The organism is Nocardia sp. PE-7 (genome assembly GCF_030486425.1).
GTDB classification, from domain to species: Bacteria; Actinomycetota; Actinomycetes; order Mycobacteriales; family Mycobacteriaceae; genus Nocardia; species Nocardia salmonicida_A.
This window is the reverse complement of record NZ_CP129614.1, coordinates 1,693,729-1,717,048: the sequence shown is the minus strand read 5'-3', so window position 1 is coordinate 1,717,048 and position 23,320 is coordinate 1,693,729. Positions and strand designations below refer to the sequence as shown.

Genomic DNA, 23,320 nt, shown 5'->3' with positions numbered 1-23,320 from the left:
GGGTCAGCGGGCGCGGTTCAGCTCCCCGAGCAGGCGCCAGGTGCGCTGCTGGTCTTCGGGCGTGGTCAGATCGGTCTGCGAGAACACCACATCGGTGGCGCCCGCGGCGAAGTAGTCGGCCACCCGTGCGGCGACCGTCTCCTCGTCGCCGATCACCACCAGTTCGGCGGCCCGCTGCGCGCCCGAGAGCGCGACCACCCGCTGATAGGACGGAATCGTGTCGTAGAAGGCGGTTTTCGCCGCGGCGATGTCGCGCGCCGCGGCGACGTCGCTGGTGACGACACCGGGAACCATCGCGACGATGCGAGGTCGCGGCCTGCCTGCCTCCGCCGCGGCGGCCCGCAACGGCGCGACGATGTGCTCGGCCAGCGCCTCGGGACCGACCAGGAAGGGCAGGGTGCCGTCGGCCAGTTCGCCGGTGGCCCGCAGCGCCTGCGGCCCCATGGCCGCGACCAGCACCGGCACCGTCGGGTCGGCGCCCGCCACCGCCGTGGGCATCGGATTGGCGGCCGTCAGCGTCTCACCGCGGAAGTCGACCTCACCCGTGTCGAGAATCGACCGCAGCGCGGTGAGGAATTCACGCAGCCGCAGGGCGGGCCGGTCGAACGGCCCGCCGAACGCGCGCTCGGACAGCGATCGGGCGCCGAGCCCCAGCCCGAGTACGAACCGGCCGCCGGTCGCCGCCTGCGCGGTCTGCGCCTGGCCCGCCACCAGCAGCGGATGCCTGCCCGGTACCGGCACCACCGAGGTCCCCACTTCGATCGCGGGCACCGCCCGGCCGATCAAGGCCGCCAACAGGATCGAATCACTACTGAAAGCCTGTCCCGACCACACCGAGCTCAGCCCGACCTCAGCGGCCACCCTTGCTTGGTGGACGGCCGTGTCCACGCTATTGGCGGATGGGTCGAGAGTGGACGGGGACAATGCGATTCCGATGCTCATCCCGGTGACAACACCGTCCACCACGGATCCCAACGCGATCGACGCACGCTGATTCCATCGTCCGCGCAGCGATGGATCGTGGTGCGTAGCCACCGAAAGTTCTCGGTATCAGGCGAATTCGGCCCGCGACCCGAGTTCGTGTCAGCGGACGGTGATGCCGTCCGCGCGCATCGCGTCTTTCACCTGACCGATGGTGAGGTCGCCGAAGTGGAAGACGCTCGCGGCGAGTACCGCGTCGGCGCCGGCGTGGACGGCGGGCGGGAAGTGCCCCACCGCACCGGCGCCGCCGCTGGCGATCACCGGTACGCGCACCGCCGCGCGCACCGCGGTGATCATCGGCAGATCGAAACCGGCCTTGGTGCCGTCGGCGTCCATCGAGTTCAGCAGGATCTCGCCCACGCCGAGTTCGGCGCCGCGGATGGCCCATTCGACGGCGTCGATGCCGGTGCCGCGCTTGCCGCCGTGCGTGGTGACCTCCCAGCCGGACGGGGTGTCGGGCGCACCGTCGGGCACGGTGCGCGCGTCGACCGAGAGCACGATGCACTGCGCGCCGAAGCGCTGCGACATCTCGAACAGCACTTCGGGGCGCGCGATGGCGGCGGTGTTCACCGACACCTTGTCCGCGCCCGCGCGCAGCAACCGGTCGACGTCGTCGACCGTGCGCACGCCGCCGCCGACGGTGAGCGGGATGAAGATCTGTTCGGCGGTGCGGGTCACCACGTCGAGCATGGTGCCGCGGTCGCCGGTGGAGGCGGTGACGTCGAGGAAGGTCAGCTCGTCGGCGCCCTGGGCGTCATAGGTCGCGGCCAGTTCCACCGGATCACCCGCGTCGCGCAGGTTCTGGAAGTTCACGCCCTTCACCACACGACCGGCGTCGACGTCCAGGCACGGGATCACGCGGACGGCCAGGGTGCTCGGCGCGGTGGTGCTCGCTCGTTCGTCGGTGCGCGGTGTCATGCGGTTCACCCTCGTTCTTCTTCGCTGACGGTGCAAATCATTTCCAGCAGTTCCTCGTGCACGCCCGGCGCTGCGGCCAGCACCGAACCGGAGGTGATGGTCCACGGCGCGCCGGCGAGGTCGGTGACCACGCCGCCCGCGGCGCGCACCAGCGCGACCCCGGCCGCGTTGTCCCACGGATGGTGCCCGAACACGACCGCGCCGCCGAGCACCCCGGACGCGGTGAACGCCAGGTCGATGCCGGTCGCGCCGTGCATCCGCACCCGCGAGGACAACCGGCTCAGCGCACCGAGCAGGTCGAATCGGAACTGGCCGGGGATGCGGCCCGCCGAGTCGAGGTTGAAGGCGCCGAACCCGATCATGGAGTCGGCGAGTTTGCCCGGCGCCAGTGGCGGCAACGCCACACCGTCGAGGTATACCGGTCCACCGGTCACCGCGGCGTAGCGACGGCCGAGCATGGGCAGCCAGGTCAGGCCGATCACCGGCTCGCCCTCGTGCACCAGTGCCAGCAGCGTGCCCGACATGGGGTGGCCGGAGGAGTAGTTGAAGGTGCCGTCGATCGGATCGAGCACCCAAGCCGTGCCCGAGGTGAGCGCGGGCCCACCGAATTCCTCGCCGTGCACCGCGATCCCGGTGCGTTGCTGGAGCTCGGCGGAGATGGTGCGTTCCAGCTCGAGATCCAGTTCGGTGGCGAAGTCGTTGCGGCCCTTGGTCACCGCGCTCGGCGCGCCGAGGCCCTCGACGAAACGCGGCACCACGCCGTCCAGGATCTGGGTGGCGACGGTCAGCAGGTCGGTCAGTTCGGCAGTGCTCGGCGTGGCGGTCATCAGTGGGGTCAGCGCACCGCGGCCAGCGCTTGCGGCAGCGTGAACCGGCCCGCGTACAACGCCTTGCCGATGATCGCGCCCTCCACACCGTCGTCGGCCAGGCCCGCGATGGCGACGAGGTCGTCGAGCACCGAGATACCGCCGGAGGCGACCACCGGCGCCTCGGCGGCGTTGGCGACCTCGCTCAGCAGTTCCAGGTTCGGCCCGGTCAGGGTGCCGTCCTTGGAGACGTCGGTGACGACATAGCGCGCGCACCCGTCGCGTTCGAGGCGTTCGAGCACCTCCCACAGGTCGCCGCCGTCGGTCACCCAGCCGCGACCGCGCAGGCGCCACTGCCCGTCGATCTGCTTGACGTCGAGCCCGACCGCGATCCGGTCGCCGTACTCGCCGAGCACCCGGGCACACCACTGCGGGTTCTCGATCGCCGCGGTGCCGATGTTCACCCGCGCGCACCCGGTCGCCAGCGCCGCCTTCAGCGAGTCGTCGTCACGGATACCACCGGACAGTTCGACCTTCACATCGAGCTCGCCGACGACCTGGGCGATCAGTTCGCGATTGCTTCCCTTACCGAAGGCCGCGTCCAGATCGACCAGATGCACCCACTCCGCGCCCGCTTGCTGCCACGCCAACGCCGCGTCCCGAGGCGACCCATAGCTCGTTTCGCTACCGGCCTCCCCTTGCACAAGGCGCACGGCCTCACCATTGGCGACATCGACAGCGGGCAACAGCACAAGACTCACCCATTCAGACTAGTAGGTCTGTGTCCGCGTTCCCGCAACGGTCCGCGGCGGTGAGGCCCGTGTCACGCGAACCCCGCCGTGCGCGCTCGGTCGGCCGCGGCGACGATCGGCGACGAGATGCCTGTCGAACCCGACCCAGCTCAACAGCCACCCGGCCCTGATCCTTCGATTCGACGGCGTCATCGACGCAGTCTTCGCGGTACGCGTCGAGGACCGTCTCATCACCGGGCTGCTACTCCGTGCGCGATCCCGGACTCCGTGCGCGATCCCGACAAGCTGTCGCGGACGGATACCGCGATCACGCTGCGACGTTCGACCCGGCCGGTATTCGCCACGCCGCCGCGCTTGCGCCGAATCCTGTTGAGCGGGCGTTGATTACATCTGATGTCGGTGGTTCTGAATACAGTTCGCTGCGACGCGCGGATCCGCGTCGGCTGGACCGATCAAAGGAAAATTGTGTTCCGTACAGGTGTACTGGGTAGCTTGCTGGGTTCGATCGCGATGGCGGCGGTGATCGTAGCGCCGAATGCGGCAGCGGACGCCCCGGACGCGGCGCGGCTCGCGGGCTGCGATTTCGGCCGTGAAGTGTCGACCTACGACCACGCACACGACCTCGACGGCTACTTCGAGCGTGTCCTCGCCCGGAGCACGGGCGCATTCCATGCCGAGTTCACCGAGTCCAGGGGCGCGCTGGCAGCAGCCATGCGTCAAGCGGAGGTTCGCTCCACCGCCGAAAACATCACCTGCGGTGCGGTGAGCGGCGATTTTCTCAACGCGGACGTTCTGGTGACGATGACACAGATCCGTTCCAACGCGAACACTCCCGAACCCCAGCGCCTGAACATGGTCATCAACGTCAAGCTGACCAATGTCTGGGGCCGCTGGCTCTTGCACGAACTCGATTCCCCGCTGCTGAAGTAGTCAGCCGAGGCGGCGGCGGAGTTCGGGGAGTCCGTCGCCGGTGAGGTCGTCGAGGGCGACGGTACGGCCGACGACGGCCAGGGCGATGGCCTCGCCCGGGCCGCGCACTTCCGGGCCCTCGCCCGAGGACCACGACACGTCGGTGGCGACGAAACGCAGATTCTTGGTGAATCTGCCGGGGAAGGCGAAGGGGTCGGGGTAGGACAGCACCGCGATGAGGCGGTCGGCGGGGATCGTGCGGGGACGACCCAGCGGGCGCCGGATGTCCTGGTGGTGGACCACGAGGTCGGAGAGCATGAGCCGGGGCGAATACTTCGACAGCCGACCCGACTCCTTGTCGAGTTTGTCCACCAACTGCTCGGTGGAGATGCCCGAGAACGATTGCGCGAGAGCATTATTGGTGCGCTTCACCGAGCCGCGACTCTTCAGCACCACCCCCGCGTAGCTCAGCGGACTCAGCGTGTCCTGCATCAGATGCCCCACGACATCGCGAACCCGCCACCCCGCGCACAGCGACGGCGTCTCCCATTCCCGCTCGCTCAACCCCCGCAGCAGTTCGACCAGTTCGGCCCGTTCGTCGACCAACATCCCCCGATAACTCATACCGCCACCCTAATCGGGCCGACCGCCTCGGCGAATCCTTCCACGGTCGGATTCTCCTGGGCGAGCGATGATGACCGACCGTGATCCGTCCAGCTCCGCTGACCTGGACCGACGCGGTGAAGCCGACCGCACGACCGTGCCGCGATGCGCGACAATGAACGCCGCGAACTTCTCCTCCACCTCCACGAACAGGATCGGCGAACCTTGGCCAAGCAGAATCGTCGGCGCCGGACCGGTCGCAAGCCGACAGCCGCTCCCGGACTTCCGATCGATGCCGCGGTGTCGGGCGATCCGTCGCAGGTGGCCGATGCGATCGCGACCGTCGCCTTCCTGGCCGCACAGGGCGACAAGAGCGCGATCAAGAGTTTCGTAGAACAGGTATCGGGCGCGGTGTCGGCCGCCGGGGTCCAGCTCGCCGCGCGACGAATCATCGCCCGCGCCTTCGAGTTCGGCTGGTTGCCGATGGATGTTCACGAGGCCGCGCGCAGACGGGTCGACGAGTTCGCGGTCGGCTATCTGACCGACCTGCTGGCCGGCCACCGGGTCGGCTTCGGGGCCGAGTCGGTCGACGAGATCTGGCAGGCCCAACTGGACGAACTGGGCGCCACGGTGTGGTGGACAGCCGAGCGCCCCCACCTCGAACAGTGGGCCGATCGCGCACTGCTCACCGCCGACGAGGCCCTCGAATCAGCCCTCACCGCCCTGGCCCTGCTCATCCAACTTCCGAAACTCGAGCAGATCGTTCCCCTCCCCGGCACCCGGACGCAGACCGTCGCCCACCACCACGTCGACGAGAAAACCCTCGGCCGGGTTCGCGGCCTCCTCGCCAAAGCCGAGTCGACGTCCTTCGCCGAGGAAGCCGAAACCCTGTCCGCCAAGGCGCAGGAACTCATGACCAAGTACGCGATCGACCGCGCCCTGATCGATTCCCAGCGCACCGACCCCGACCTCCCCGCCGCCCGCCGTCTCTGGCTCGAAACCCCCTACACCGACGCCAAAGCCCTGCTCATCGACATGGTCACCCGAGCCAACCGCTCCCGCGCGATCTTCGTCGCCGACTGGGGTTTCGTCACGATCGTCGGCGACGACCCCGACCTCGACGCCGTGGAAATCCTGTCGACGTCCCTGCTCGTCCAAGCCACCCGCACCATGATCGACAACGCCGCCACCGAGGAATCCCGCTCCCGCCATTACCGCAAGGCCTTCCTCACCGCCTACGCCACCCGCATCGGCGAACGCCTCGCCGAGGCCGCCGAGGCGACCATCGCCGACTCCCCCGACCCCACCCGCCTACTCCCGGTTTTGGCTACCCACCAGCAACGAGTGGACAAAGCCTTCGACGCCTACTTCCCCACCGTCCGCACCCGCGGCATCACCATCCGCAGCGCCGAGGGCTGGACCGCCGGCACCGAGGCCGCCGACCGCGCCGACGTCGACAATCCCTGACCCGACAATGGCTCGATGCCCTCGCTCGAGCTACAGCGATCCGATCCAGTTGCGCAGCAGCTGAGCACCCGCGTCGCCGGACTTCTCCGGGTGGAACTGCGTAGCCGACAGCGGCCCGTTCTCCACCGCGGCCAGGAACGGCACACCGTGCTCGGCCCAGGTGAGCTTCGGGGCGGCGATGTGCTCGTTGTCGGGCAGTTCCCACTGTTGGGCCGCGTAGGAGTGGACGAAGTAGAAGCGGGTGTCGGCGTCCATGCCGGCGAACAGGGTGCTGTCGGCGGGGGCCTTCACCGTGTTCCAGCCCATGTGCGGCAGGACGGGGGCGTCGAGGCCCGCGACCGTGCCGGGCCATTCGCCGCAGCCTTCGGTCTCGACGCCGAACTCGACGCCGCGGTCGAACATGACCTGCATGCCGACGCAGATGCCGAGCACCGGACGCCCACCGGCCAGGCGCTGGCCGATGATCCGGTCACCGCGCACCGCGAGCAGCCCGGCCATGCAGGCCGCGTACGCGCCGACGCCGGGAACGACGAGTCCGTCGGCCGCCAACGCGGCCTGCGGATCGGCGGTGACCTCAACCTGCGCTCCCGCCCTCACCAGCGCGCGTTCGGCGGAGTGCAGGTTGCCGGAACCGTAGTCGAGCAGAACAACCGATCTCACAGCACACCCTTCGTGGACGGCACACCGCTGACCCGCGGGTCGATCTCGACGGCGGCGCGCAGAGCCCGCGCCACAGCCTTGAACTCGGCCTCGGTGATGTGGTGCTGGTCGCGGCCGTAGAGCACCCGCACGTGCAGGGCGATCCGGGCGTTCTGCGCGATCGACTCGAAGACGTGCTTGTTGAGCACGGTCGAGTATGAGGCGCCGGGGCCCGCACTGGGAATGATGGTGTGCACCAGGTGCTCCGGCTCGCCGGTGAACACGCAGTAGGGGCGACCGGACACGTCGACGGCGGCGTGCGCGAGGGTCTCGTCCATCGGGATGAACGCGTCGCCGAAGCGGCGGATGCCCTTCTTGTCGCCCAGTGCCTGGCCGAGCGCCTGACCCAGCACGATCGCGGTGTCCTCGACCGTGTGGTGGGCTTCGATCTCGATGTCGCCCTCGGCCCGCACGACCAGGTCGAACCCGGCGTGCGCGCCCAGTGCGGTCAGCATGTGGTCGTAGAACGGCACCCCGGTGGAGATCTCGGTCTGCCCGGTGCCGTCGAGGTTCAGCTCCACCAGAATCGAGGACTCTTTGGTGACGCGTTCCACCCGCGCTGTTCTGCTCATGATGTGTTCCTCCACAGGTGGATTCAGTGAGTAAGGTCGGTGCCCGCGATATCGCGGCTCACGCGCAGGAATTCGTCGTTCTCGGCGGCCAGGCCGATGGTGGCGCGCAGGTAACCGGGGATACCGACGTCGCGGATCAGCACGCCCGCGTCCAGGTAGTGCTGCCACGCCGCGCCCGCATCGGTGAACCGGCCGAACAGCACGAAATTGGCGTCGCTGGGGATCACCTCGAAGTCGAGCGCCGCCAGCGCGGCGGCGACCCGGTCGCGCTGAGCGGCCAGTTCCGCGACGCTGCCGAGGGTTTCGTCGGCATGGCGCAGGGCGGCGCGCGCCGCGGCCTGGGTGACGACCGACAGGTGATACGGCAACCGCACCAGCAGAATCGCGTCGATCACCGCGGGCGAGGCGGCCAGGTAACCCAGGCGCCCACCCGCGAAGGCGAACGCCTTGCTCATGGTCCGGGTGACCACCAGCTTGGTCGGGAACCGGTCGATCAACGTGATCGCGCTCGGAGCCGCCGAGAACTCGCCGTAGGCCTCGTCCACGACGACGATGCCGGGCGCGACATCGAGAATCCGCTCGAGCTCGTCGATCGGAATGCTGTGCCCGGTCGGGTTGTTCGGACTCGTCACGAACACCACATCGGGGCGGCGTTCGGCGATCTGGGCCACCGCGTAGTCGATGTCGAGCGAGAAGTCACCGCTGCGCTTGGCCTCGACCCACTCGGTGTCGATGCCCTCCGAGATGATCGGGTGCATCGAGTACGACGGCACGAAACCCAGTGCGCTGCGACCGGGCCCGCCGAAGGCCTGCAGCAGCTGCTGCAGAATCTCGTTGGAGCCGTTGGCCGCCCACACGTTCGCGGTGTCGACAGCGACGCCGGTCTGGCGGGTCAGGTACTCGGCCAGGTCGTGACGCAGTGCGACGGCGTCGCGATCGGGGTACCGGTGCAGGTCCGCGGCGGCGGCCCGCACCGATTCGGCGACGTCGTCGATCAGCGCCTTGCTCGGCGGGTGGGGGTTCTCATTGGTATTGAGCTGGACGGGCACCGTCAATTGCGGTGCGCCATAAGGCGATTTGCCCCGCAGGTTGTCGCGCAGCGGCAGCTGGTCCAGGGTCGCCGAGGCGCCGGGCACGGTGGGAGTGCTCACGACAGCGCCTCGAAACGCGCCTGCACAGCCTGGCCGTGCGCGGGCAGATCCTCCGCGTCGGCCAAGGCGACAACATGTCCGGCGACATCCTTCAACGCCGCCTCGGTGTACTCCACGATGTGGATGCCGCGCAGGAACGTCTGCACGCTCAGCCCGGAGGAGTGGCGCGCGCAGCCCGCGGTCGGCAGCACGTGATTGGAGCCCGCGCAGTAGTCACCCAGGCTGACGGGCGCCCACGGACCGACGAAGATCGCGCCCGCGCTGCGCACCCGCGCGGCGACCGCGGCGGCGTCGACGGTCTGGATCTCGAGGTGCTCGGCGGCATAGGCGTCGACCACCCGAAGGCCCTGCGCGATGTCGTCGACGAGCACGATCCCGGACTGCTTGCCGCTCAACGCCTCCCACACGCGATCGTGGTGCTTGACCACGGCGAGTTGAGCATTGAGCGCGGCGTCGACCGCGTCGGCCAGCGCGACGGAATCGGTGACGAGCACACTCGCCGCGAGCACATCGTGCTCGGCCTGGCTGATCAGATCAGCGGCCACATGTACCGGATCGGCCGTGGCATCGGCCAGCACCGCGATCTCGGTCGGGCCCGCCTCGGCATCGATGCCGACCAGCCCGCGGCACAGCCGCTTGGCCGCGGTGACATAGATATTGCCGGGGCCGGTGATGAGATCGACGGGCTCGAGCGCCCCACCGTCGGTATCGATACCGCCGTAGGACAGCAACGCCACCGCCTGCGCACCACCGACCGCCCACACCTCGTCGACGCCGAGCAGCGCGGCGGCCGCCATGATCGTCGGGTGCGGCAGCCCGCCGAACTGCGCCTGCGGCGGCGAGGCCACCACCAGCGACTCGACGCCGGCGGCCTGCGCGGGCACCACGTTCATCACGACCGAGGACGGATACACCGCGTTGCCGCCGGGCACATACAGCCCGACCCGCTCCACCGGCAGCCACTTCTCGGTGACGGTGCCGCCGGGCACGACCTCGGTCACCGTGTCGGTACGCCGCTGATCAGCGTGGACCTTCCTGGTCCGCTCGATCGCCACCTCGAGTGCGGCGCGCACAGCCGGGTCCAGCTCGGCCAGCGCCTTGGTCAGTTCGCCGACCGGAACCCGCACCACGGCGGGCCGCACGCCGTCGAACTTCTCGCTGTAGTCCAGCGCCGCCGCGGCGCCCCGATCGCGGATGTCCTCGACGACCGGCCGCACATGATGCAGCACCGAGTCCACGTCGACCCCTCCGCGCGGCAGCGCGGTGCGCAGCTCGGCAGCGGAAGGAGTACGACCGCGCAGATCGACGCGGGCGAGCTCGATGCGGGGAGTCATATCGGGGTACGGTCCTGTTCTGTGGTGGGGCTCAGGTCAGGTACCAGCCTAATGGTCGCCCGCCATCGGTTTTCCACCCACATCCCGCCGAGGCGACGGACCCGTCCCTCGGATCCGTCGCACGTACCAGCTAGCGGGTGTCCCCGTCGATCCGCAGACTGCCGCCCGAGCTCACCACGCGCATGACCATGGCCTTCGTCGAGCCGTTGATGGTAATGCTGGCCAGGCGCATATTCGTGGAGCCGTCGGCATTGTTGCCACTGACCGCGGTGATGCTGGCGAAGTTCTCGACGGTGCGGTCGTTCCAGTATTCGCGGAACGCGGACTCACTGCCGTACACGTCCTGCGCGGCGGGGGTGAGCAGCGACCACGAACCACCCGGATTGCTGAAGAAGTTCTCGACCAGCAGACCGGCCGAACCGATGTCGACGGTGCCGACATTGCTGGCCTGCCCGAGCGGCGGAACCGCCGCGCTCGGCTTGGGAGCCGCCGAGGCCTGCACCGAAGTCGGCGGACTCGCCTGCGGGCGCGGTGAATCGGAATCGGAGCTGCTCAGCGCGCTGACGGCGACGGCGATCGCCGCGATGAGCGCGCCGACACCGGATCCGATCAGCACCGCACGCCCCTTGCCCGCCTGCTTGCGCGGGGGGGCGGGCATGGGATGGGCCTGGGTCTGCGGGTGCGCCGCGGTGTCCTGCCGGACCTGCGGACGCGGGTTCGAGCGGATCTGACGGGTCGTGGCTGTGGACGCGCCGGCATGGGAGGCCCGGCGACCGGACTGCCGGATCACCTGGGTGGTCGCCGCGGAGTTACGGCGATTGAAAGCCTCACTGGCAGGCACGAATCCGGCGGGGACCGCGTCGTCCTCGGCGAAGGAGGCCAGCGCGTCGCGGGCTTCGGTCATCGTCGGACGGTCGAGCGGATCCGGGCTGAGCAGATCGAGCAGGAAGTCGGTGGCGGGGCCCGCGTTGTGGGGCTCGCGCACCTGACCGTTGGCGGCGGCGTAGAGCACCGCGAGGGGGTTGGCGTTGGCGCCGTAGGGCGGTTCGCCTTCCAGCGCGTGGAAAAGCGTTGCGCCGAGGGCGAATACGTCGGCGGCGGGCGTGGGATCGGAGCCGCGCGCCACTTCGGGGGCCAGATAAGCGGCAGTTCCGCAGATCAGCCCGGTCTCGGTGAGCGTCACGTCGCCGGCCGCACGGGAGATGCCGAAGTCGGTGATCTTCACCTCACCGTGGTCGCCGAGCAGGATATTGCCCGGTTTCACGTCGCGGTGCACCAAACCGGCCTGGTGCGCGGCGATCAGCGAAGAAGCGACCATCTCACCGATGCGGGCGACCTCGAGCAGTGGCAGCGGGCCCTTCTGGCCCAGTTCCCCTGCGAGGCTGACCGACTTGAGGTACTCCATCACCAGGCACGGATCACCGTTGTGCTCGGTGATGTCGAATACCACGATGGCATTGGGATGCTGGAAGCGCGCAGCGTTGCGAGCTTCCCGAATCGCGCGCTGGCGCAACACATCCCGCTCGCCCTCGGGCAAGCTGGGTTTGATATGGATCTGCTTCACTGCCACGGAGCGTTGGAGGCGTTCGTCGACAGCACGCCATACAACGCCTGTGCCGCCGCTACCAATACGCTCGACCAGGCGGTAATGCTCCGCGATCTTCTGACCGGTATCGATGGCGCCTACTCCGAACCTTCTCGAAATTGTGACATCCCGCGTATTGACCATGGGTATGGTCCGCCGCCGAGTGTAGCTGGCGCAGTGGTGACCGCGTGCGGCAGCGGGGGGATTGCTCGCCTGCGGGGGGGAAAGACGACTCATGGTGTCACACGTAGCATCCGTCCCGCTGCCTCGACCGCCGGTCCGGAGCTTCCGGCGTCCGCGACGAACACCGCGAACGCCAGATCACCCTCGATGCCGACGAACCAGCCGTGGGCATGAGTGTCGTCGAGATACTCCGCGGTACCGGTCTTGCCGAGCAGACCGGGGATGTCGCGCAGCGCGGTGGCTGTGCCCGCACTCACCGTCTCCCCCATCATGGTCTCTAGCTGCGACGTCACCGTCGCGGGCACCGGCGGCGACGTCCGATCCGGGGTGCCGGGACGGCCGCGGATGAGGCTCGGCGCGGGCGCGGAACCGTGCGCGAGGGAGGCCGCGACGAGCGCCATCCCGAACGGCGAGGCGGTCACCGTGCCCTGTCCGATGCTCGATTCGACCCGTTGCGCCGGATTTTCGGCGGGTGGAACTTTCCCTGTGACAGTCGTCAAGGCGGGTGTCACATAATCCACCCCGAGGCCGAGCTGCTGGGCGGCCGCGGTCAATCCGTCGGCGGGCAATTTCACTCCCAACTCGGCCATCGTGGTGTTGCACGAACGCGCGAACGCGGTGTGCAGGGGCACCATACCCAGGTCGAAGCCGTTGTCGTTGGGAATCGTGCGGCCCTCGATGGTGGCCCGGCCCGGGCAGGGCAGCACAGTGTCCGGGGTGACGCCGCCCGCTTGCAGGGCCGCCGAGACCGTGACGGTCTTGAACGTGGAGCCCGGCGGGTAGAGCCCGGTCAGCGCGATCGGGCCCTGGGCGTCGGCGGGCGCGTTCTGGGCGACGGCCAGCACCTCGCCGGTCGAGGGTCGCAGCGCGACGATGGCGGACGGGGTGGCGATCGGGGTCAGTGCGTCCTCCGCCGCGTGCTGGAGGTCGATGTCGAGGGTGCTGGCGATGTCGGGAGTCGGCTTCGCGTCGGGTCCGGCGATGCGCTGGGTGCCCTCGGCGGTCTGCGCGCGGATCGCCCAGCCCGCGGCGGTGTCGGCTTGGTCCTGCCAGACCTCGGCGAGTCCCCCGATGGTGGGTCCGGCCAGCGTCTTGTCGACGGTGAGCAGCCGGGTCTGTGGCGCGAGCGTCACGCCGCGCACGCCGGTCAGCGCCTGCTGCACGGGCGCGATGTCGGCATCGCGCAGGGCGACGGCGGTGATCGGTTTGCCCTGTGCCGCAGCCAGATCCGTCCGTAAGGTGGCCTCGCTGACGCCCTGGGGCGCTAACAGCGCGGCGACGGCGGGCAGGTCGGCATCAGGTGCGACGTTCACCAGCGTGACCACCTGCTGGGTCATCAGGTCACCACCGGAGGCGTCGAGCACTCTGGCCGGTCGCGGCGACCGGGCTGTAGCTGAGCGGACCCAGGTCGAGGCCGGGCGCGACCGTGGTCGGCTGCCAGGCGATCTTCCACCCGTCGTCGCCGGTGGTGGTTCCGGCACTCGAGTAGGTCCACGCGTTGCGGCCGTCGGGGCCGAATCTCCAGGTGGATTCCAGCGTGAACGACGTGTCGTCGGTGGACGACACCCGGACCGTGTCGTTCTTGCCGAGGTTGTCGAACAGCGCCGTCAGGACCGGGCGGGCCGCCTCGGGCGCGTCGGTGAGTTCGGCAGCGGCGGCGGCGTCTCCGCTGGTCAGCGCGGCGGCGAAGGACTCGGCGACGGTCTGTGGTTGGTCGGGTCCCGACGAGCAGGCCAGGGGCAGCGCAGCGAGCGCGACGAGTAGGACCGATGCCTTCCGTGGAGTGCGCACGGGTCCGAGACTAGCTCGCTCCGTGGTGCCGGTGGGGTTGTCGTTTCTGCTGTGACGAGCCCATCGGCTACCACCACCCGGTGATCGCCCCGATCTGGCGGCCGAGTTCGGGAGCCAGCGAGCGAGCATAACTGGCGGTCAGGTGGTGCTCGTCGCGATAGATGAGCACATTGCCCTCGACCACCCGGCAGCGCTGCGGTCGGCAGACGGCATCGGACAGGTCGAGCGGATGGATATTCGGGTAGCCGGCCGCCGGCACCTCGGCGGGATCGTGCGGGTCGAGGACCTCGCCGCGATCGAGCCCGCAGCTGTCGGGGTCACCGCGGTGGGCCAGGCAATCGGTGGCTCGGTAGAGAACGCCGTCGCGGCGCAGTCGTGGGGTGTCACGCAGCGCGAGCACGTTGAAGCCCCGGTCCTGCATCGCCGTCCACACCTCGAGGTATTCGGCGGGCACCTCATCACCCACACCGTTCATGCGGTAGCGGGTGGACAGGGTCAGCACCCAGTCCGGCGGTTCGGCCGACAGCCGGTCGAGCACCTCCACCGACCATTCGTGGCACTCCGGGAACGGCCACTCGGCGTAAGACGGCTGATCGGCGAGGACCACCGGGCATCCTTCCTTGAGATAGGACACCACCCGGAACCCGTGTTCCACGGCGAGCGGTTCCAGCGCGGGCAACCAGTGTTCGGAGTGCGAGCCGCCGACCAGTGCGATCGAGCGGGTGGCGGTGGGGTCGCCGTAGGTACAGACGCGGACTTCACGATTGGGCGTGATACAACCGTCGGTGGTCGGTGCCGGGGTGTCGGCCTGGCCTTCGAAGACCGTGGGGCGCATGGGTTCCGGGGAGTACTCGGCGCCGGTGTACAGGGCGGCGGCGCCCGGATAGCGGTGGGTGTCCAGTGCCTGCGGCGGCACCGCCGGGTTGGCCACCAGCACCACCTGCCATCCCACCGAGGCGATCAGGACCGCCACCGCCGTAGCGGTGACCAGGGCGCCGGCCGCCTTGCGAGTTTCCGCCCGCTCACCCCGAGGCGGCATCCGCAGCGGCGTCTCGATCAGCCGAGTGGTCGCGTAGGCCAGCACCAGCGAGGCGCCGATCACCACCAGCCCGTCGACGAGCCCGGCATTCGCGCGCCCGGTCTCGCCCAGGTAGAAGATCAGGATCGGCCAGTGCCACAGATACAGCGGGTAGGCCAGCGCGCCGAGTTCGGTACACACACGTCCGGCCAGCAGCCGGTTCGGCCACGCCTGTGTTGCCGCCGCGAACCCCGAGGCGATCACCAGGCAGGCGGCCGCCACCGGCCACAGCGCCGCGACGCCGGGGAACTGATTCGCGCCGTCGAACAGCGGTCCGCACGACAGCACCATCGCCAGCCCGAGCGCGGCCGCGAGCCCACGCAACCGATTCGGTAACCGCAACCAGGGTGCCGCGACGGCCAGCATCGCACCGGCCAGCAGCTCCCAGCCGCGCGCGACGCTGTCGTAGTAGGTCCACGCTTGGTGCTGCCCGGTCCCCGAAACGGCGTACCAGAACGACAGCGACGCCAGCCCGCCCAGCACGACCACCAGTGCGATCCGCCCGGCCGAGCCTCGTCTGCGCAACCAGGCCCACCCCGCCAGCAGCGCGAGGATCACCAGGTAGAACTGCCCCTGCACCGACATCGACCACAGGTGCTGCAACGGGCTCACCGAGGGATCGGGTGAGAGATAGTCGAGCTCGGCCGTGGCCAGATACCAGTTCTGGCCGTAGAACATCGAGGCCAACGTCTGCGCGGCGGCCTCGCCCAGCTGGGTATACGGCCGCATCACCACCGTGGCGAGCAGAATCGCCCCTAACACCACGACCAACGACGGCATCAGCCTGCGCACGGTCCGTCGCGCCGTCTCCTTGGCCGACACCGCGCCGCTGCGCTCCACCCCGCGCACCACAGCGCCGGTGAAGAAGAACCCCGACAGCACGAGGAAGACGTCGACTCCGCCGGATACGCGGCCCGCCCACACGTGGAACGCCACCACGAGCGCGATCGCTACCCCGCGCAGCCCGTCCAGATCCTGGCGCCGTTCGACGGTGCCGCGATCCGCCGCACCCGGCACGAGCGGCGATGCGGTCCGGATATTCGGCACCAACGACCCCACAGAATCGGCCCCCACAACAGATTTGTTTCCCGGCAAGTAACCATCAATTTGCCGTAGGGACACCCAGGAAGCAAACCGCCGTGCCGCGCGGAGCGGGTGCTATCCCGTTCGCCAGGGTGTGGTCGCCAGCGTGGCCGCGTCGGCTTCGTCGAGGTCGATGTCGAACACTTCGGCCAGTACCTTGGTCAGCTCGCTGGGATCGAGGTCACGCGAAGTGGCGGTGCCGTCGGGGTATTCCGAACTCAGCGTCAGGTCGTCGAGCACATGGTGGACCTCGGGCAGGAATCGCTGGAGGAAGGGGCGGGTGGTGAACGGTGAGCGTGGCGAGGTCGACACGAAGTGGTTGCCGACCGCGTAGTCGATGCGGAACTGCGGGTTCTCGGTGAAGGTGTAGCGGTCAATCCAGCCGTCGCGGCTGAACTGGTACAGCACCCACAGGTCACCGGCCCGGTGTTCCAGCCGGTAGCGCCAGTCGCCGAGCGAGAATTCGCCGCCGCTGTCGATCAGTTCGAACGGTTCCAGCGGTCCGAAACCGAATCCGACATCGCAGATCCAGACGCGATCGTCGTCAGGGGTGCGCACGCGCAGCAGGGCATGGGTCGCCGGCCGCAGTACGCCGGTATCGGCCACGCCGTAGGTGACCCGCCCGCTGAGTCCGCTGACCTCGAAACCGAACCGTTCGAGCGCGGCGGCGAACACCCCGACGTTCTCGTAGCAGTAACCACCGCGACGCTGACGGATCAGCTTGCTCTGCAGCGAGTCGAGGTCGAGCGGGATGCCACGTCCGAGGATGATCTCGAGATTCTCGAAGGGGATCGAGGTCGTGTGGGCGCGCACGAGTGCGCGCAGGGTGTCGACCGACGCGGTGCGCGGCCCGGTATAGCCGATTCGGGCCAGGTAGGCGTCCAGGTCGAGCTCGGCGCCGCGCCAGCCGTGATCGTCGGGCACTGGGTCGGTCATCGCATCCTCGTTCCGGTCGGTGTCTTTCGCACAACCGTGGCTCAGCGAACGTTGTTCCCCGGCGCCTCAGGCCGCGCACTTCGCGCCCGCGGGCGCCGGGGGCGCGGTGACCAGGTCGCGCCCGACATCGACGACATAGTCGCTGACCTGCGGCGCGAGCGGCTCGGTCCCCGCGAGCAGCCGCAACACCACACACCCGCCCTCGAACAGCGCGGGCCCCACATCGTGGTCACCGGGGACGATCGCGCCGGTCAGATCGCGCCCGCTGACCACGGTGTAGAAGGAGAACGGTTTGCCCGCCGCGGTCAGCGCCGCGCGCAGTTCCACGCTGGTGGCGAAGGGGACGATGGCATCGGCGGTGCCGTGGATCAGGAAGGCCCTGCGCATGCTCATCCGGTCGGCGAGCAGCGCGGGCGAGCGCTCGATGTAGGCGAGCGGGCAGATCATCGGTGTGCAGCCGCCCGCGTCACGTTCGATCTGTCGCGGCAGGGCCGGGTTCACCGACCCGCTGGCCGCCCACATGGTGAAATCGTCGGCGGGGCCGTAGTTGTCGACCCAGTAGTCGAACAGTCCGGGCGGACCGTGTGCCACCGCGAGCCCGCTGGTGATGCCGCCCTGACTCCATCCCCACAGGACGGTGGACGCGATATCGGGATGCTCGCCGCGATACCACTGCGTCGCCGCCACCAGGTCGTGCCAGCCCGCCCACAGATTCCAGTCACCGGTGCGCCACGGGCCGTCGGCGCTGCGCAGATCCATGAGCAGAATCGGCGACCCGCCCGTCCGGGCGAGCGCGGACATATACGGCGCGAAATCGGCCGAGGACCCGCCGTGACCGTGGACCGCGACCACCAATTTCGTGATCGGGATATCGCCGGGGACACAGCGATACGGCTCGTACACGCGCCCGGTCGCACGCTCGCCGTCCACCGTGATCGCGACCTGTCGCAGATCTACGCCCATGGTGCACGGCGATTGAGCGCGCGAGGCGGGGCCGACCGAGGCCGCCATCGCGCACAGCAACGCGCACACCGCCACGACGACTCCGACCCGCTTCATGCCGCGATTGTCCGCTACCGGTCGGCGGGGGTCCAGCACATCCTCACGCGCTCCCACCCTCACATGACACGGTCCTCGCGACCTCTACAGTTGCAGGGGTCGCGAGGACCGCCGGAATCCGAGTATCGGTGCGGGTCCGTCCGAGGTGACCTCAGCGCAGCGCGACCTCCGACCCGCGATGCAACTGCACCGGCGCCGTCTTGCTCGCGGTGTCGGCGTTGATCCCCTTGGCGGCCGAATTCGCCTGTTCCAGTTGGGGTTTGCGATCCAGCAACGTTGTCGTGAGCACGCAGGCCAGGTTCGCGTCGAGGTCGTCGCGCACCACCAGCAGGTTGGGCACCACGATGGTCGGCGTGTCGGCGGACAGGCCGTAGGTGGCGGCCGGGATCGAGCCCGTCTCGTAGACCGGGTTGATCTCCTTCAGTTTCGGCAGCACCCCGGTGATGTCGAGGAAGCGGACCTTGTCCTTGGCGGTGGTGAACAGGTCGGTGATGCCCGGCGTCGGCAGGCCACCGGACCAGAACATGGCGTCGATGGACCCGTCCTTGAGCCCGTCGACGGTCTTGGTCAGGTCGAGGCGCTGGGCGGAGACATCGCTGTCCGGGTTGAGCCCCGCGGCTTGCAGCACGCGCTGGGCGATCACCTCGGTGCCCGATTTCGGCGAGCCGGTGGAGACCCGTTTGCCGCGCAGGTCGGCGAGGGAGTTGATGCCCGCGTCGGTGCGCACGATGACCTGGGTGTAGTTGTCGTAGAGCCGGGCCAGTGCGCGAATCGGCTGCGCGCTGGTGAAGCTGCCCTTGCCCGCGACCGCGTCGGCCGCGGAGTCGGCGAGCGAGAAGCCGACCTGATAGGTGCCGCCGACGACCTGCTGGATGTTCTGCACCGAGGCGCCGGTCTCGGCCGCGGTCGCCTTCACGGTGCCGCCGGTGGCGGCGGAGACCTGCTCGGCGTAGGCGTTGCCCAGCGCGAAGTACACCCCGGTCGCGTTGCCGGTGGCGATGCCGATCCTGGTGTCCTGCTTCACCGCACAGCTCACCTCACCGCCCGTGTCGGCCGTCGGGGTGTCCTGACGTCCACCGCAGCCGGTGAGTAGCGCGGCGGCCGCGACCACGGCGACAACTGTTCTGACCATGAGGTCCCCTTTCGTCGACGGCGAGGCCGCCTGCCTGTTCCCGCGGATCACGGTGTGTCCGTGGATGTTCTGTTCGCCCGTTCGACCAGGCCCGCCACCGCGGCGAGGACCAGCAGTCCGAGCCCGATCCCGGTGGCGACCGGATTCGGGTACAGCAGGGTCAGCCCCGCCGCGGCGGCGATCGCGCGCGCGATCGGGCCGATCGCCCCGATGCCGAACAACCATCCGCCCGTCGCCGCGGCCAGCGCCGCGACACCCACGCAGGCGGCCGCGCTGACCCAGAGCACGTCGAGCACCGCGCCGAGTCCGAGCAGATGCTGTCCGGAGTCGGTGAGCACGAACATCAGCGGCACCAGGAACGCGGGCAGCGCATAACGCAGGGCGTGCCACATCGTCGGCATCGCCTTCGCGCCGGTCACGGCGGCCGCGCCGACGGCGGCGAGCGCGGTCGGCGGCGTCACCTCCGAGAGCACCGAGAAGTAGAAGACGAACATGGCGGCGGCGGGTGCGGCCACGTGCAGGTCGAGCAGCGCGGGCCCGATGATCACCCAGCCGATGACGAACGACGCCGTCACCGGCACGGCGAGGCCGAGCAGCGACAAGGCGATCGCCGCCAGCACCGCGGTGGTCGCCAGCACCACGGCGGGGTCGTCGGACAGGACCGATCCGGCCTTGACCAGCAGCGCGGCCAGTTGGGCACCGAGGCCGGTCTTGGTGGTCATCGCGGTGATCACGCCGGCGGCGGCACACACCGCGACCACGGGCAGCGCCGAGCGCATGCCATACGACAGCGCGCGCAATGCCTCGATCACGAACTGCCCCACGCTCTTCCGTGACCAGCTGAACCCACCGGCCTTCGGAGCGGAGCCACGGTCAGCGATCGCATCGTCAGCCGTTTCCGCAACCCCCTGTCCGGCGGGTGTTTTCGTGAGATCGGCGACCGCGGGGCTCGTACTCTCGTCGGAGGTGGTCCGCAGCATCCGGTCCGGGATCGCGAGCAGCAGGGCGAGCACCGTCGCGTAGACGACCGCGCGGGTGGCGCTCACGCCGGCCAGCAAGAGCACGACGATCACGAGCAGCGACGAGAAGTGGTAACCGAAGCGCCCCAGCAGCTTCCACCACGGCGTCGGCAGTGGCCCTTCGGCCAGATCCGCGGGCGCGCGGCCTTCCGCGTGGATGCGGCGCGCGTCGATCTCGACCGACAGCAGGATGCCGAGGTAGTACAGCAATGTCGGGATCAGCGCCCACCCGAGCACCGTCACGTACGACACGTCGAGGTACTCGGCGACGATGAACGCCGCGACGCCCAGCGTCGGCGGCGACAGAATCGCACCGACACCCGCCGCTGCCAGCATCCCGCCCGCCTGCTCGGGCCGGTACCCGGCCTTGCGCAGAATCGGCCAGGTCACCGCGCCGGTGCTCACCGCCGTCGCGGTCCCCGACCCCGAGACCGTGCCGAGCAGAAACCCTGACGCCACCGCCGTCCGCCCCGCCGCACTGTGCGAGCGACGGAACAACGACACCGACAGATCGACGAAGAACCTGGCGGCACCGGAGAATTCGAGCACGGCCCCGTAGAGCGTGAACAACACGATGTAGCTGGCGGCCACGTCCAGCGGTGTGCCGTAGAAGCCGCTGCCGGAGTTGTAGAGCGCGTCGACGATCTGATCGACATCGAGCCCCGCGTGCGCGATCGACCAATCCTGCGGCAACAGCCCGCCGTAGTACCCGTACCCGAGGAACACCAGACACACGATCGGCAAGATCACCCCGGTGGTACGCCTGCACGCCTCGAGCACCAGCACCAGCAGCAGCCCGCCCATCACCACATCGAGCGGCGCCAGCATCCCCTGGCGATCGAGGAAGGCGTCGTATCCCCCGCCCGCGTCACCGATCCGGATCGGCAGCACCGGATACAGACACACCACCACCGTGATTCCGGCCAGCACCCAGTCGAGCACCGAGGGCCTATCAGCCCGATCGAGGGGACCCCACCACGACCGATAGCTCAGATACACCAGCGGCAGCGCGACAGCCAGAAAAATGACCAGGTAGTACTGGCTGCCCTGCGCCAACGGCCGAAACACCTGCCACACCGACAACAGCGCGAGCCCGAGCGCGACGACACCGACCAGCCGACCGGGAAATCCGGAGAGCACCCGCGCGGGCCGCTCTTCGTCGTCCACCCCCAGATCAGCCGCAGAGACAACAGGTGGCGCCGCGTTCATGAGCGGACGATAGCAACGAGATTCCTGCCCGGTGACGAAATCGACAACCGCACAGTCTGTACAAAATGGACACTACGCGCGGGTGACGATCACCCTTGCCCCACAACGGGATCCGCCTCGTAACCGCTCTGGTCCACACCGGGCGCCCCGAATAACCCCCTCGATCCCTGCCGAACCGGGGTGGATACTGTCATGGTGGCTGGGATGCGACGAATCGTCGTGGTGGGGACATCGGGGTCGGGCAAGAGCACGCTGGCCCGACGGATCTCGGCCCGGCTCGACATCCCGCACATCGAGCTGGACGCGATCCATCATCAACCGAACTGGACGCCGATGCCCGCCCCCGATTTTCGGGCCGCCGTCGCCGAGCGGATCACCGAGGATGCCTGGGTGGTCGACGGCGGATATCGAAGCAAACTCGGCGATCTGGTGTGGCGACAGGCCGATACAGTGGCCTGGTTCGATCTGCCCCGGTCGCTGGTCATGCGCCAGATCGGCCGCCGGACGGTGGGCCGCGCACTGGCCGGGCGCGAGCTGTGGAACGGCAATCGAGAACGCTGGAGCCAGATGTTCTCGCTCGACCCGCAACGATCGGTGATCATGTGGGCTTGGACGACCCATGCGAGGAACCGGGCGAATTACCTTGCGGCACAATCCGACCCGGCATTTCAGAATCTCACCTTCATTCGGCTCGGCTCACATCGCGAGGCCGCGGCGTTCCTCGACAGGCTCACCCCCGCACCACCGCCGAGCTGACACGCCCTCGCCGTCACGGCCGAGCCGACCCGCTCGCGCAGCACATGCGCGTGGTTGTCGGTGTCCCCGCATACCATCCGCTCATGCTCTCGATCGATACCGCGCAGCGTCGCGCCAGACTGGCGACCAGGCATCGCCTCGCGCCGTCGGCCCGCTCGAACGACCCGGTCGACATCGCGCGCTCGATGGTGGTGCTGCACGCCACCGACCCGGCGACGGTGTTCCTTTCGGTCGGCGCCCGTGGCCTCGATCTCACCCCGGCCGATGTCGAGAGGGCGCTGTACGACGACCGCGCCCTGATTCGCATGCTCGCCATGCGCCGCACGATGTTCGTCGCGCCGACCGAGTTGCTGCCCGTACTGCAGGCATCCACCTGCGATGCGCTGGCCCACAAGCAACGCCGCACCTACGGCCGCTACATCGAACAGGCCGGCGTCGTCGACGGTGACATCTCGACGTGGCTCGCCGACGTGGAAGCCGAGACCCACGCGGCCTTGCTGACTCGCGGCGCGGCGACCGGCGTCCAACTGAGCAAAGATGTGCCACGGCTGCGCACCCAGATAGACACCGCGCCCGGCAAGTCCTATTCCAAACCGACCAGCATCACCACCTGGGTTCTGGTCGTCCTCGGCGCCGAGGGCCGCATCGTGCGCGGCCGCCCGAACGGCAGCTGGACCAGCAGCCAGTACACCTGGGCCCCCGTGGAAACCTGGCTACCCGATGGGTTTTCACCGTTGCCGGCCGCGCAGGCCCGCGTCGAACTGGTGCGTCAGTGGTTGCGCACCTTCGGTCCGGCCCCCGTCACCGACCTGAAATGGTGGACCGGCTGGACGCTCGGTGAAGTCCGAAAAGCCTTGGCGGAACTCGACACAGTCGAAGTAGACCTCGACGGCGCCCCCGGCATCATCCTCGCCGACGACCTCGCGCCCGTCCCCACCCCTGAACCCTGGGCAGCCCTACTCCCCGCCCTCGACCCGACCCCCATGGGCTGGCAATCCCGAGCGTGGTTCCTCGGCCCGCACACCCCCGCCCTCTTCGACACCAACGGCAACATCGGCCCCACCATCTGGGCCGACGGCCGCATAGTGGGCGGCTGGGCCCAACGCTCCGACGGTGAAGTAGTGACCCGTCTGCTCGAAGATGTGGGCGCCGACACCGCAAAACTCATCGACGCCGAAATCGACCGCACCACAACCTGGTTCGGCGATGTCCGAGCCATCCCCCGCTTCCGCACCCCCTTGCAACGCGAGCTCACCGCCTGAGGACGGTCCAACCCACGGCGAAGCGCGAACGGGTG

At 69.1% G+C, this 23,320-nt stretch carries 19 protein-coding genes and 1 pseudogene; 4 read left to right on the top strand and 16 right to left on the bottom strand.

Annotated features, from left to right (window positions below):
* Positions 1 to 3: 3 nt before the first annotated feature.
* The 4 genes from QX204_RS08030 to priA all read right to left on the bottom strand — a co-directional run bounded on the left by QX204_RS08030 (position 4) and on the right by priA (position 3,466).
* Entirely contained in the window at positions 4 to 942 is a 939-nt protein-coding gene (locus tag QX204_RS08030) for a TIGR03564 family F420-dependent LLM class oxidoreductase (RefSeq protein WP_301905931.1), read from the bottom strand.
* A 141-nt stretch (positions 943 to 1,083) separates the two neighbouring features.
* Positions 1,084 to 1,899 carry an imidazole glycerol phosphate synthase subunit HisF gene (gene hisF, locus QX204_RS08025; RefSeq protein ID WP_301905930.1) on the bottom strand — a complete coding sequence of 272 codons (816 nt, stop codon included), beginning with the start codon at positions 1,897 to 1,899 and terminating at the stop codon, positions 1,084 to 1,086.
* Between the two features lie 5 nt (positions 1,900 to 1,904).
* The gene (locus QX204_RS08020; RefSeq protein ID WP_301905929.1) at positions 1,905 to 2,726 is read right to left on the bottom strand and encodes an inositol monophosphatase family protein; all 822 of its coding nucleotides are present in this window, start codon (positions 2,724 to 2,726) and stop codon (positions 1,905 to 1,907) included.
* Positions 2,727 to 2,734: 8 nt separating this feature from the next.
* Entirely contained in the window at positions 2,735 to 3,466 is a 732-nt protein-coding gene (priA, locus tag QX204_RS08015) for a bifunctional 1-(5-phosphoribosyl)-5-((5-phosphoribosylamino)methylideneamino)imidazole-4-carboxamide isomerase/phosphoribosylanthranilate isomerase PriA (RefSeq protein WP_056824696.1), read from the bottom strand.
* Positions 3,467 to 3,850: 384 nt separating this feature from the next.
* On the opposite strand from priA, the gene QX204_RS08010 reads away from it, so the two are divergent.
* Positions 3,851 to 4,387, top strand: coding sequence for a hypothetical protein (locus tag QX204_RS08010; RefSeq protein ID WP_301905928.1), 537 nt, complete (start codon positions 3,851 to 3,853; stop codon positions 4,385 to 4,387).
* Here the strand turns inward: QX204_RS08010 and QX204_RS08005 are convergent, their stop codons facing one another.
* Entirely contained in the window at positions 4,388 to 4,990 is a 603-nt protein-coding gene (locus QX204_RS08005; RefSeq protein ID WP_301905927.1) for a maleylpyruvate isomerase family mycothiol-dependent enzyme, read from the bottom strand.
* 144 nt (positions 4,991 to 5,134) lie between these two features.
* Between QX204_RS08005 and QX204_RS08000 the strand changes: the two genes are divergently transcribed.
* A complete protein-coding gene (locus QX204_RS08000) occupies positions 5,135 to 6,436 on the top strand; it encodes a DUF2786 domain-containing protein (protein WP_301905926.1) in 1,302 nt (433 codons plus the stop codon).
* 30 nt (positions 6,437 to 6,466) lie between these two features.
* Here QX204_RS08000 and hisH read toward each other — a convergent pair whose 3' ends face one another.
* The 11 genes and pseudogenes from hisH to QX204_RS07945 form a co-directional block, all read right to left on the bottom strand.
* On the bottom strand, positions 6,467 to 7,096 hold the full coding sequence (gene hisH / locus QX204_RS07995) for an imidazole glycerol phosphate synthase subunit HisH (protein WP_301905925.1): 630 nt from the start codon (positions 7,094 to 7,096) through the stop codon (positions 6,467 to 6,469).
* The gene (gene hisB, locus QX204_RS07990) at positions 7,093 to 7,707 is read right to left on the bottom strand and encodes an imidazoleglycerol-phosphate dehydratase HisB (protein WP_056824871.1); all 615 of its coding nucleotides are present in this window, start codon (positions 7,705 to 7,707) and stop codon (positions 7,093 to 7,095) included. Before hisB ends, hisH begins: the two co-directional genes overlap by 4 nt.
* Positions 7,708 to 7,730: 23 nt before the next feature.
* Positions 7,731 to 8,858 (bottom strand): histidinol-phosphate transaminase, encoded by a 1,128-nt coding sequence (locus tag QX204_RS07985; protein WP_301905924.1) that lies wholly within the window; start codon positions 8,856 to 8,858, stop codon positions 7,731 to 7,733.
* Positions 8,855 to 10,192, bottom strand: coding sequence for a histidinol dehydrogenase (hisD, locus tag QX204_RS07980; RefSeq protein WP_301905923.1), 1,338 nt, complete (start codon positions 10,190 to 10,192; stop codon positions 8,855 to 8,857). The genes QX204_RS07985 and hisD overlap by 4 nt, the downstream gene beginning before the upstream one ends.
* Before the next feature lie 130 nt (positions 10,193 to 10,322).
* The gene (locus QX204_RS07975) at positions 10,323 to 11,921 is read right to left on the bottom strand and encodes a serine/threonine-protein kinase (protein WP_301905921.1); all 1,599 of its coding nucleotides are present in this window, start codon (positions 11,919 to 11,921) and stop codon (positions 10,323 to 10,325) included.
* An 89-nt stretch (positions 11,922 to 12,010) separates the two neighbouring features.
* Positions 12,011 to 13,751, bottom strand: a pseudogene (locus QX204_RS07970) (penicillin-binding transpeptidase domain-containing protein).
* 67 nt (positions 13,752 to 13,818) lie between these two features.
* Entirely contained in the window at positions 13,819 to 15,876 is a 2,058-nt protein-coding gene (locus QX204_RS07965) for an acyltransferase family protein (RefSeq protein ID WP_301905920.1), read from the bottom strand.
* A 111-nt stretch (positions 15,877 to 15,987) separates the two neighbouring features.
* Positions 15,988 to 16,848: an arylamine N-acetyltransferase family protein gene (locus QX204_RS07960; protein ID WP_301905919.1), complete on the bottom strand. Its 861-nt coding sequence runs from the start codon at positions 16,846 to 16,848 to the stop codon at positions 15,988 to 15,990.
* A 66-nt stretch (positions 16,849 to 16,914) separates the two neighbouring features.
* Positions 16,915 to 17,907 (bottom strand): alpha/beta hydrolase family protein, encoded by a 993-nt coding sequence (locus tag QX204_RS07955; RefSeq protein ID WP_301905918.1) that lies wholly within the window; start codon positions 17,905 to 17,907, stop codon positions 16,915 to 16,917.
* 151 nt (positions 17,908 to 18,058) lie between these two features.
* Positions 18,059 to 19,039, bottom strand: a complete 981-nt coding sequence (locus QX204_RS07950) for a TAXI family TRAP transporter solute-binding subunit (RefSeq protein ID WP_301905917.1) — start codon at positions 19,037 to 19,039, stop codon at positions 18,059 to 18,061.
* Between the two features lie 47 nt (positions 19,040 to 19,086).
* Positions 19,087 to 21,267: a TRAP transporter permease gene (locus QX204_RS07945; RefSeq protein ID WP_301905916.1), complete on the bottom strand. Its 2,181-nt coding sequence runs from the start codon at positions 21,265 to 21,267 to the stop codon at positions 19,087 to 19,089.
* Positions 21,268 to 21,471: 204 nt separating this feature from the next.
* Here QX204_RS07945 and QX204_RS07940 point away from each other — a divergent pair, with 204 nt between their 5' ends.
* Positions 21,472 to 22,023 carry a P-loop NTPase family protein gene (locus QX204_RS07940; protein ID WP_301905915.1) on the top strand — a complete coding sequence of 184 codons (552 nt, stop codon included), beginning with the start codon at positions 21,472 to 21,474 and terminating at the stop codon, positions 22,021 to 22,023.
* Positions 22,024 to 22,106: 83 nt separating this feature from the next.
* Positions 22,107 to 23,285, top strand: coding sequence for a winged helix DNA-binding domain-containing protein (locus QX204_RS07935; RefSeq protein WP_301905914.1), 1,179 nt, complete (start codon positions 22,107 to 22,109; stop codon positions 23,283 to 23,285).
* Positions 23,286 to 23,320: the final 35 nt, after the last annotated feature.